This window comes from Bacillus sp. C-3-6, assembly GCF_054509685.1.
The window spans coordinates 3,042,699-3,054,710 of record NZ_CM137247.1 but is presented as its reverse complement, the minus strand read 5'-3'; the positions used below and the strand labels follow the sequence as shown (position 1 = coordinate 3,054,710).

General features: G+C 35.0%; 10 protein-coding genes. 8 read left to right on the top strand and 2 right to left on the bottom strand.

The annotated features are described in order from the left end of the window. Positions 1–105 precede the first annotated feature (105 nt). Positions 106–696 carry an ATP-binding protein gene (locus tag ACW0JX_RS15685; RefSeq protein WP_459244901.1) on the bottom strand — a complete coding sequence of 197 codons (591 nt, stop codon included), beginning with the start codon at positions 694–696 and terminating at the stop codon, positions 106–108. A gap of 214 nt (positions 697–910) precedes the next feature. On the opposite strand from ACW0JX_RS15685, the gene ACW0JX_RS15680 reads away from it, so the two are divergent. From ACW0JX_RS15680 to ACW0JX_RS15650, 7 genes are all read left to right on the top strand, one after another. Next, positions 911–1,831: a class I SAM-dependent methyltransferase gene (locus tag ACW0JX_RS15680; RefSeq protein WP_089171416.1), complete on the top strand. Its 921-nt coding sequence runs from the start codon at positions 911–913 to the stop codon at positions 1,829–1,831. Positions 1,832–1,974: 143 nt separating this feature from the next. Continuing rightward, a complete protein-coding gene (locus ACW0JX_RS15675; protein WP_459244900.1) occupies positions 1,975–2,193 on the top strand; it encodes a hypothetical protein in 219 nt (72 codons plus the stop codon). Positions 2,194–2,475: 282 nt separating this feature from the next. Further along, a complete protein-coding gene (locus ACW0JX_RS15670; protein WP_459244899.1) occupies positions 2,476–3,435 on the top strand; it encodes an RtcB family protein in 960 nt (319 codons plus the stop codon). A 327-nt stretch (positions 3,436–3,762) separates the two neighbouring features. Continuing rightward, entirely contained in the window at positions 3,763–4,995 is a 1,233-nt protein-coding gene (locus ACW0JX_RS15665) for a DUF4073 domain-containing protein (protein ID WP_459244898.1), read from the top strand. Between the two features lie 356 nt (positions 4,996–5,351). After that, positions 5,352–6,347 carry a D-cysteate sulfo-lyase gene (cuyA, locus tag ACW0JX_RS15660; RefSeq protein ID WP_459244897.1) on the top strand — a complete coding sequence of 332 codons (996 nt, stop codon included), beginning with the start codon at positions 5,352–5,354 and terminating at the stop codon, positions 6,345–6,347. Positions 6,348–6,567: 220 nt separating this feature from the next. Beyond that, entirely contained in the window at positions 6,568–6,990 is a 423-nt protein-coding gene (locus tag ACW0JX_RS15655) for a hypothetical protein (protein WP_001167092.1), read from the top strand. Positions 6,991–7,280: 290 nt separating this feature from the next. Next, a complete protein-coding gene (locus ACW0JX_RS15650) occupies positions 7,281–9,071 on the top strand; it encodes a S9 family peptidase (protein ID WP_459244896.1) in 1,791 nt (596 codons plus the stop codon). Positions 9,072–9,451: 380 nt separating this feature from the next. Here ACW0JX_RS15650 and ACW0JX_RS15645 read toward each other — a convergent pair whose 3' ends face one another. Further along, positions 9,452–10,045: a hypothetical protein gene (locus ACW0JX_RS15645; protein WP_459244895.1), complete on the bottom strand. Its 594-nt coding sequence runs from the start codon at positions 10,043–10,045 to the stop codon at positions 9,452–9,454. 427 nt (positions 10,046–10,472) lie between these two features. On the opposite strand from ACW0JX_RS15645, the gene ACW0JX_RS15640 reads away from it, so the two are divergent. Then, positions 10,473–11,951, top strand: coding sequence for a DHA2 family efflux MFS transporter permease subunit (locus ACW0JX_RS15640; RefSeq protein WP_327905396.1), 1,479 nt, complete (start codon positions 10,473–10,475; stop codon positions 11,949–11,951). Positions 11,952–12,012 lie beyond the last annotated feature (61 nt).

Here is a 12,012-nt window from a genome sequence, read left to right as displayed (position 1 = left end):
ATTTTGTGTAAAAATGAGCATATAGAAGTAGATTCTTCCATCATTATATACCATCTGCGCCGTCTAGAGGAAGTATTTGCATAATAATCTATGATTATGTAATTTTTATAATCTCTTATTTCGGATAGGGGAGAACTCTTTAGCAAGATGGACAATTTTTAATATAGTAGAGTTTACATCCTTACTGTTACGAATAACAAACAAATAATCAGCCTCGTTTTCTATAGGATCTACCACATCATCGTGAAGTGATTCAGTTTGTTGTCGATCAAGTACTTCTTTGAAACTAGAATATCCACCTCTAAAAATATTCGTACTTCGCGTGCTTCTAGCCACTCTTTCGTAAAGTACATCATCTGGGATGTCAAAGTGAACTAATATGCGTACATATTCATTCTGTGGAAATAATTCGTTTAGTAAATAGAACCTTCCGTTTTTACTGCGATTGGAGTTACAAATAATAAGGTGTAAATTTGTATGTTCTTTCGCATAATCAACAATGAATTTTGAAAGACTGTGCTTTAGTGTATTTGATCCTTCTGTCGGCTGTAATTTTTCATAATGTGTGTTAATAAATTCAGCTTGGTTGTCTTGGTCCATAATAAAAGAATTAGGTAACTCTTTTTCTAGCTCTTTTGCAAATGTAGTTTTTCCACTGTGTGTTTTTCCTACTGTAATGATGACTAATCTTTTCATGACGCCCTCCATTTGTATTGTTATGAACTGGAATATTCGGTGTAGATCGAAATCTTCCTGCTAGAGATTACACAAATTGTTGGAGCGTAGTAGGCTGAAAACTTGACAAAAAAACTTATTTATGCTATAATTTACCAATATAAAAATAAGGTGTATAATAGGGTTCTCCTGGCCAGGGGAACCCTATTTTTGTTGTGAACATGAAGGAGAGTGTATGTGCGTGAAACAAGGTGAAGCAAGTGTAACGTCGTTAGTATCAGCTTTCGGAAGGGCGTATCATAGTGAATTTGATAATCCTAAAATCTTTGATGATTATGTAGCTAAAGATTTCATTTCACAAAAAGAACGTAACAATATTGAAACGAACATGGTTCAAGGGATTCACTTTTTCAATAAAGAAATTGCAGAGCAGTTTCAAGACAATCCAAAAGAAATATTAAAATGGATTACGCAAGTTCAGTTATCACCAACACCTTTAGCACGTGCCGCATATTGTGAAAGAGTATTACTACATGAAATTACATTAGGAGCAAAACAATACGCCATACTCGGTGCAGGCTTAGATACGTTCAGTTTTAGACACCGAGAATTAGAAAATAAAATAGAAATATTTGAAGTGGATCATCCTTCTACACAGGCGTTTAAGAAGGAAAGAATAAAAGAAGTAGAACTTGAAGTTCCAAATAACCTTCATTTTGTTTCAATGGATTTTACGAAAGGATTTTCCTATGAACAGTTACGCAATGAAGGATTTGAACATAAAAAGACTTTCTTTAGCCTTTTAGGTGTTACGTACTATTTAACGAAAGAGGAACTTGCTAGTTTATTAGAATGTTTATTCGAGATGGTTCCGGCAGGTAGTTCTATCGTTTTTGATTATCCTGATGAAAACTTGTTTACAGAAAAGGGACTGTCCAATCGAGTTGAAAATATGGTGAAAATGGCTGCGGTAGGCGGAGAACCGATGAAATCATGTTATTCTTATGCTGAAATGGAAGCACTGTTAGAGAAGGCGGGCTTACTCATTTATGAGCATTTATCACCAGAGGATATTGATGTATTATATTTTGAAGGACGAAACGATTATTTAGAAGCTTTTGAGACAGTGCATTATGTACATGCGGTGAAAAGGTAGGAAATTAGTAGGCATAGGGAGGAATCTCTGTGTCTTTTTTTATAAAAAAGGAAATGAGCTGTAGTGGTGGAAAATATAATTATAAATATATAATATCTATAAATTAATGTTTTGTAGAAACTTAAGGAAAGGGGAAATAGAAGATGTTGAAATTACAAGGGAAATACAATGAAGCAAAAGTGTTTACTACGAATGTAGAAAAAACTGCAGCAGGTCAAATTATTGATCTTTGTAACCAACAATTCGTAAAGGATAGCAAGATCCGTATTCTGCCAGATACACATGCGGGCGCAGGTTGTACAATTGGGACAACAATGACAATTCAAGATAAGATTGTTCCTAATTTAGTCGGGGTTAACTAATCGGCTCAGACTTTAAACTACTCACTCAATTGACTGGAAACCCTAACGATAAAAGGCGAGGGCAATCAGCAGCCAGTGGTTATGGTGACATAATCGAATGGTTCAGAGACTTGTACTATGTTAGCAGACTAAGGTACAGAATTATTCCTCATCCATTTTGAATTGAAGAGGAATAATTAATACGGTGAGCCTACAGTAGAGACTGCATATCTCGATGACTGTAGAGAAGGTATAGTCCACTCTTTCAGGAAACTGAGAGGTAAGTACGATATTGGTTGTGGCATGGAAGTTGTTATGATTAATAAGAAAAAAGAGGAAATCAACTTCGATCACTTAGACGAAACGATACGCAGATTTGTCCCAAGTGGTTTTCGTATTCGAGATAAGGAACATAGATTTTCAAAAATGATTGATTTTGATAGTGTAAGAGCCCCGTTTACATTGCAACGTGCTCAAAAAAGTATTGGTACACTTGGCGGGGGCAATCATTTTGTCGAACTGAATGAGGATGATAAAGGAAATGTATACATTGTCATTCATAGTGGTTCGCGTAATTTAGGGAAACAGGTAGCAGAGTATTATCAAAACTTTGCTTACGAGCAACTTATAAACGTTAAATCTATTAAAGAAGAAATCATTGAACGTTTAACGAAAGAAGGTAGACAACAAGAAATACATGAAGCTTTACGTGAAATTAAGAAACCGGTGATTCGCAAAGAATTAGCTTATTTAGAAGGAAAAGGATTTAAAGATTACATGAATGATATGAAAATTGCTCAAAAATATGCGGAGTTAAATCGTAAAGCAATGATTGATGAAATCGTCACTAAAATGGATTGGAAAGTAACAGATCAATTCACTACAATCCATAACTACATCGATATGGACAATATGATTCTAAGAAAAGGTGCTATTTCAGCTCAGAAAGATGAACGAGTAATCATTCCAATTAATATGAGAGACGGTTCTATCATTGCATTTGGTAAAGGAAATCCAGATTGGAACTTTTCTGGCCCTCATGGAGCAGGACGTATTATGAGCCGTAAGAAGGCGAAAGAAGTACTTAACTTAGAGGATTTTCAAAATACAATGACAGAGGTTTGGACTACATCTGTTGCAGAAAGTACTTTAGATGAAGCACCAATGGTATATAAGCCAATGGATGAAATTATTAAGAATACAAAAGAAACAATTGATATTAAACATATTATTAAGCCGATTTATAATTTTAAGGCTAATTAAAAGAGGAGTAACGTTTATTAAATGAAGAGAACTTGAAAAGAGAGCGTATTTTGTGGCGGTTATATAACAAAGATTAAAAAGACAACATATCAAACGAAGAGATTCATCATATTCATTTACATTTATGTAATGTTAAAGACTAGAAAGCTAGATTGGCGCGAATTACTAATTGTGGAGTGTGAAAAAAAGACAAAATCTCTTAAAAAACACTTAATTTTTTATTCCATTAATCTTTACAATCGCCCCCTATAATGTGAATTGGACAAGCACCTAAGAGAAAGCAGAACATGTCAGTTTGTACATTCTATTATTAGGGGGAGAATTTGTATGAAAAAGACAGTTGCTTCGTTAGCAGTTATGGCGGCATTATTACCGACGTTTTCAGTGCATGCGGAAGGGAAAGAGCAAGTCCGAAAATCAGCTACAACTTTTAACGTTATTAGTGATATTCAAGGGGATTTAGGGGATTTTGATCATGTGCTAAAAGATATGAACAAAGTGACTCCACTTTCTAGAGCGCTTATTATGAATGGAGATATAACTCCAACTGGACAACAGTCACAATATGATGATGTAAAGCGTGTGTTAAATAAAAATAAGCATCCAGAAAATGTATGGTCTACTGTTGGGAATCATGAGTTTTATGCTGGTAAATGGACAGCGGATGGGAAACTCTCTCAAAGTACATGGCCAAATGGTGTAAATGAGGAAACTTTATTTAACCGCTATCTGAAATTTAGTGGACAAGAAAAGGTATATCATAAAAAAGAATTAGACGGTTATCCGCTTCTATTTTTAGGAACTGAAAAATATATGAAATACCACGATTCAAAAATGTGGGACGAAGTATATATGAGTGATGAGCAATTAGGTTGGTTAAAACAAAATTTAGAAGAGTACAGTCAAAAAGATAAAAATAAGCCAATCTTTATTTTCTCTCATCACATTTTACCTGATACAGTATCTGGATCAAGGCAATCGCCGTACTTACAAGATTATTTAAACGTGGATAAATTGTACGATATATTAAAAGACTATCCGCAAGTTGTTTTCTTCACGAGTCATACACATTGGGATTTAAACTTACCTGACTGGGCTGGTAAAAAGAAAATTACAGGCGGAGATGAAAAAGGTTTCACTGTTGTAAATACGGGCGGGATTGAAACAGGCTGGATGTCAGCAGGACCAAATGGAGGAGAGAAAACTGCTCCAGATGGCTATTCATTTAAACAAGGGTTACAAGTGAAAGCATATGGTAACGATGTAATTGTGACAGCTTACGATTACAAACGTGATAAGGATATAAAGAAGTTATTAATTAGTGATTCAAAAATTGCGCAGATGGCACCAAATGTAACGGCAGATGATAGTAAAAATATAATTGTCGGTGCAACTGAATATATGGAGTATTCTATAGAAGGAACGAATGAGTGGCATACGTATAGTAAAGCAAACCCTCCGAATTTTGATGGGGATAAAGTCGTATACGTACGTCATAAAGGTGAAATGAATTTAGAGCCGGGATTAACACAGTTACTTCGTTTTTCGGTAAATAAGTGATCGGAGGGAGCCCACATTTGAATGTGTGGGCTCTTTTTTTGTTGATGAGAAAGGGGTTGCCTGTCTGTCGTTTTTTGTCGATAGATCGATATATTAAGAAAATCGTTGATATACTGCAAGTTACGATCGATATATTTGAAAAATCGTTGATATATTGTAAGTAATGAACGATATATTTAAAAAATCGTTGATATAAATTTCATGTACCGTAATTAAGTTAAAATCATTAATACGGTTTTACTTATCAAAATGAAATTCTAATACATTTTTAACCGAGAAAGGTGACTTCACCATTTTTACATGTAATAATAGTAACGTTACATATATTGCGAAAGAAGTACAAAAGGAGCGTTACAATGAATTTAGCTAAATTCCCGAGAAAAAAATATACAGAATCATATACACCAATTGAAAAGTTAAACAATTTGTCTGAAGCACTTGGTGGCCCGACTATTTATTTTAAACGAGATGATTTACTTGGTTTAACAGCCGGTGGCAATAAGACGAGAAAATTAGAATTTTTAGTTGCAGATGCACAGGAAAATGGTGCAGATACGTTAATTACAGCTGGTGGTATTCAGTCAAATCATTGCCGCCTGACACTTGCTGCTGCAGTAAAAGAAAAAATGAAATGTATTCTTGTATTAGAGGAAGGGCTTGAGCCAGAAGAGAAGAGAGACTTTAACGGAAACTATTTCTTATATCACTTATTAGGTGCTGAAAACGTCATTGTTGTACCGAACGGAGCAGACCTGATGGAAGAGATGAATAAAGTAGCGAAAGAAGTAAGTGAAAAAGGTAGTACACCATATGTAATTCCAGTTGGTGGATCAAACCCTACGGGCGCAATGGGATACGTTGCTTGTGCGCAAGAAATTATGGCGCAATCATTTGAGCAAGGAATTGATTTCAGTTCAGTTGTTTGTGTAAGTGGTAGCGGCGGTATGCATGCTGGTTTAATTACTGGTTTTTCTGGAACACAAAGCCATATTCCTGTAATCGGGATTAATGTAAGTAGAGGAAAAGCTGAGCAAGAAGAGAAAGTAGCAAAACTTGTAGATGAAACTTCAGCACATGTTGGTATTCCAAACTTTATCTCGCGCGACGCTGTTACGTGCTTTGATGAATATGTAGGACCAGGCTATGCGTTACCAACGCCGGAAATGGTAGAGGCAGTTCAGTTACTTGCGAAAACAGAAGGTATTTTACTTGATCCAGTGTATACAGGTAAGGCAGTAGCGGGATTAATCGACTTAATTAGAAAAGGTAAATTTAATAAGGAAGACAATATTTTATTCGTACATTCAGGTGGTTCACCAGCTTTATATGCGAATACTTCTTTATTTGCGTAAGTGTAAAAAGCATTGGGTATCCAATGCTTTTTTGTTATATACTGGAATTACCGAGAGGTAGGAGGATGATATGAATTCAAATTTAAAATGGATTATATATACGGCACTCGGCATTTCTATTCTATTAATCTTATTTGTGGCTTATGGGGTGTATTCTTATTTTACATTTTAAAAGCGTAATGGAAGTGAACTATTATATACACTAAAGGCGGAGAGCGCTATGCAAATTAGAAATTTGTATTTAGTCTTCAGCGTGATTTGTTTATTTGTAGTAACCAGCTGTTCAAATAATATAGGAAATCATAATCAAACAATCGAAGTGCAAAAACATGCTGGTGATAATCATTATGAGGATTTGAAGGTAATTACAGACAAGAATAAAGTATTGCAAGTAAAGAAAATATTAAATGATACTAACTTTGAAAATAAAAAGGTGGAAATGTCTCGTTCAGCTGATTATCAGTTTGTTTTTCAGTTTAAAAATCCGAAAATAGAAGCGAAAGCTGTTTTATATCAAATGTGGATTAGTCCTAATAAGGATAAAGTAGAAATAATGGCGGGGGACAATCAGTACGCTCAATTAGCAGAGAAAGACGCAGCTGCTTTTATGAAGATTGTTACTGGTGAGAAGTTAGCTGAATAAAAGTATATGGTAGATTTTGCTCTCTAATTCCCCACTTATTTTTCGCTTTGAGGGATAATTAGTGAGAAATATCGAATGAGAAGTAATCGTGAAATAGTAAAGAATATATTCACTGCTAAAAGAAGAGTTGTTTAAAAAACTCTCCGCATCGTTATGTAATGTTAATAAGAAGAAGTAGAAGGTAGAAGTAAATCTAAATAAAACCAAAAAGGGATAAATAGGAAAATGTAGAATCTTTATATATAAGATGTTCTGAATTTTTAGATATAAGGTAGAGTGGAGGAAGAAAGATGATTCAATTTCCTATGGAAGATGCTGAACAATTTTTTAGATCCTATAGTATTGGTAGGTTTACAGTTAGTGAAGATGAAGGGAAATTAATTTTTAGTACAAACTTAAATGGTCATTCTAATTTATGGGCGATGGATTTACCCAATTTATCCCCTTATCCCTTAACATATTGTAATCAATCAAGCAATTTTATTAAAATGGATTCTTTAAATCGATTTATTTTAGCTGGATTTGATAAAGATGGGGATGAAAATTATCATATTTATGCATTAAAACCAGAGGGTGGTGGATTGCTTGAATTGATTCCAGCAGGAGAGACAGAAAAGGATTACTTTGTGCATTTAACAGAGGATGGGGAACGATTATACTATGTCACAAGTAAAGATAACCCAATGTTCTTAAACTCTCGTTGTTATAATATACGCACAAAAGAAGATACGCTGTTGTTAACTGGTGTGGAGACACCTACATATGTAGAGGCAGTAAGTCCGAATGAATCAAGTTACATTGTTTTAAAGTTATATAGTAATACATATAATGTAGGATATGTAAAAAAAGGAGAAGAACTTATTTGTTTAGTACCTTCCAGTGAGAAAGAACATACTGTAGGCTCCATTTCTTATATTGATGAAAATACAGTGATTTTCGTTACAAATTATGAAGAAGAGTTTTCCTATGTAGCTTCTTTTGATTTAAATAAACAGGAATTCAAACCAATCTGTAAAATAGAGAAGGAAGATATATCCGATATAAAATGGCATGCTGAAACAAAAAATGGCTACATTGTTTCGTCGAAAGGTGTTACAGATAGGTTATATAAATTTGTATGGGATAAAAAAGAGTTAATTCTATTGAATTCTCCGGTAGATACGATAAGTCAAATTGAAATTACAAAATCGGAAAATTTATATTTACTAGGTGAAAGTGCGACGAAAACAGCAAACATCTATTACAAGAAGAATAGAGATACAGAGTGGGCAGCATTAACAAAAAACTATGTTATTGGTCTATCTGAATCTTCTTTTGTTGAACCGGATGTTATAACATATGCCTCTTTTGATGGGTTAAACATAGAAGCATTATTATTCCGGGCGAAAGGAGAAGTACAAAACGGATATACAATATTTTGGCCTCATGGTGGTCCACAAAGTGCTGAGACGAAAGATTTCAGAGCATTATTTCAATATTTATTAAGGCAGGGATATAATATTTTTGCGCCAAACTTTAGAGGTAGTACAAGATATGGTTCAACGTTTACAAAAATGATTGAAGGTGATTGGGGAGAAGCGCCGCGTTTAGATTGTGTAGCAGGGATCGAATGGTTATTTGAACAGGGGATATCAACTCCTGATAAATTATTTGTTATGGGCGGTAGTTATGGAGGATATATGACCTTATTGCTTCACGGGCGTCATTCAGAGTATTTCCGTGCAGCCATTGACATTTTTGGACCTAGCAATTTATTTAGTTTTATCGAATCTATGCCTGAAAATTGGAAACCGCTCGCAGTTAATTTAATAGGTGATATTAATAATGATAAAGATAAGCTTATACAAGATTCACCAATTACTTACTTAAATCAAATGAATAAACCACTCCTTATCATCCAAGGGGCAAATGATCCACGAGTTGTAAAGGAAGAATCGGATCAAATTTTTCAAGCGTTGCAAGAACAAGGAGTAGATGTAGAATACCTAGTATTAGACGATGAAGGGCATGGATTTTCAAAAAAAGAAAATGAAATATATGTATATCGTCGCATAACAGAATTTTTAGCAAAGCATAAGTAAAAGAAATGGCATTTTACGGGTTATGATCATATCGCTATCAGGCTAAAAATGCAGAGAAATGACAATGAAATTATTGAATAAATAAGAATGAAACAACTTAATTGTTACGTAACAAAAACGCTATTCTTTCCCTAGAATCATAGGAAGAGATGGCGTTTTTGTTATGAACTTATCGATTTTTTATGAACTGGAATTGTTGTCTAAAGAGTTGCAACAGATTTTTTTATAAATTGAAAGACAAGGAGACGAACTTGGATGGAGTATTGGAAGCACACAATAAATATATTGAGGAGTACATGTTTGAAAACATTAAATCAATGGAAAATGAAATATTTTGTTGGAATGTCTGAGCTGCGGACCAATTCTATCACTTTAATTAACTAAAAGAAGAACTTCCCCATCCCGATTAGACTACTGATCATTCCTATTCCACTCATGGTGCCTTTTCCTGCTGTAAGTAAGTTTCCAAGCATTCCTAGCTGACCGTTACCTCCGTTATTTCCCCATCCCATTGGGGCCCACGGACTACCCCATCCTGGAGGGTTTCCAAAAACACCCGAGTTATTGGTATTGAAATGAAAAGGCTTGGCTGGCGGCGATAGTAAAGCTGCAAGATGACCTTGTGCGAACATCCCTGTATGATTGAATGGTTGCGCCCAGGGGAAGGGAGGTTTTTGAAAATTAAAACCTGCATGACCTGGTAGTGGAGTCCAATTATCGGGATGTCCTTGGGGCATCATCCCTGCATAATTGATTGGCTGCCCCCAAGAGAAGGGAGGGGGTTGGGGATTGAACCTCGTATAATTGGCTGATGAATCCCAACTAACTGGATAAACTTGGTAACTCCAATTCTCAGGAATCTTCAAATCATTCATTACCTCAGATGTAGTTATTTCGGGCTGTGAATATAATGAAATTTCGTTAGTATATTGTTTCCCGTTTCCCTTTGAATTCAAATACCAATATTGGTCCATACGCTTATTCTCCTCACTTTAAAAATGTAATGTTAGACTTAGCCTATGTAATATTCCTTTTTATGGATGGTTACATAACTAGATCTACAAGCCTGTATTTAAAGGAATGGGTGCGTGGTCTTTTTGATTTTTCTCGCTGCCCGTAAAATACCCATTGATTTAAAGTTTCACTTTATTTTAGAAGGTGATTTTCAGTTGCTTATTTTGTGTATTTCAGCCTAATTTAAATTCCGTTAACAAACGTTTTTATAAAGGTTTCATCAACAAAAAGATTTTAAAATGGTATGTTGAGCAAGTGGAATTGCTAAAAAGAGAATATCCATTCGAAGAGTTTGGCAAAATACTGCAAGGGTAATGTTTTCTTGTGCAAATATGTAAACGATTTAAACGAATCAATGAAATTTATAATGAAGGGGCAATTAAATATATGAGTGAAACATTACATAAAAGAAAACCACCATATTTAATGCTTGTAATCCTTTTTATTGGGGCATTTGTTTCATTTCTAAATAACTCCCTTTTAAATGTAGCCTTGCCATCAATAATGAAAGATTTAAACATTCAAGATTATTCAACGATCCAGTGGCTTTCTACAGGGTATATGCTTGTAAGTGGTATATTAATTCCGGCATCAGCATTTTTAATAACGCGTTTTTCAAATAGGAGCCTATTTATTACATCTATGGTGATTTTTATTCTTGGTACTGCCTTAGCGGCTGTAGCACCGAACTTTGGTTTATTACTTACTGGGCGGATGGTTCAAGCGGCAGGCTCTTCAGTTATGGGACCTTTGTTAATGAATATTATGCTAGTAAGCTTTCCGAGAGAAAAAAGGGGAACAGCAATGGGGATTTTTGGACTAGTTATGATTACAGCTCCAGCAATTGGGCCAACACTATCAGGTTATATTGTAGAGTATTATGACTGGCGTTTGCTGTTTGAAATGATTTTACCGTTAGCAATCATTAGCTTACTGTTAGGGATTTGGAAATCTGAGAATGTCATGAAACAAAACAAAAATGCAAAACTTGATTATCTCTCATTACTATTATCTTCTGTCGGTTTTGGCGGTTTGTTATATGGATTCAGTTCTGCAAGCTCCGATGGTTGGACAAATAAAGTTGTCTTAACAACCTTAATCATAGGCGCTATTGCCCTAATTGCTTTCATTATTCGTCAATTAAAAATGGATGAGCCGTTATTGGATTTACGTGTTTACAAGTACCCAATGTTTGCACTTGCGTCTGTAATTGCAATTGTTAACGCGGTGGCCATGTTTTCGGGTATGATTTTAACACCAGCTTATGTACAAAACGTCCGTGGTATTTCGCCGCTGAGCTCTGGGCTGATGATGCTTCCAGGTGCGGTTATAATGGGGATTATGTCACCAATTACAGGTAAACTATTTGATAAATATGGTCCTCGGATTCTTGGCATAGTGGGGCTTTCCATTACAGCTGTTTCAACTTATATGTTGGCAAGTCTGCAAATTGACTCTAGTCACACACATATTATTCTTATCTACACACTGCGGATGTTTGGGATGGCGATGGTTATGATGCCACTTATGACAAATGGTCTTAATCAATTACCAACTCGCTTAAATCCGCACGGTACAGCTGTTAATAATACGGCTCAACAAGTGTCCGGTTCGATTGGTACTGCTATTCTTGTTACGATTATGAACTCTGTAACAAAAACAAAAGCTGAAAGTTTAATGTCTCATATAGATCCAACAACCTTTACAGAAACTACGAAGGCAATAGTAACTCAAAAGGCTTTATTATCTGGAATTCAATATTCATTCTATGTAGCGCTTGGCATGAATGTTGTTGCACTACTATTAGTTTTTTTCGTTAAACGTGTAGATACAAGTGCGGAAGCTGTCGAGAAGTTAAATCGGTAGAGAAGAATAAAACGCTTGATAATGATTCCTACAAGTTTTTTGCTGCTAAGGTGCCGGTATT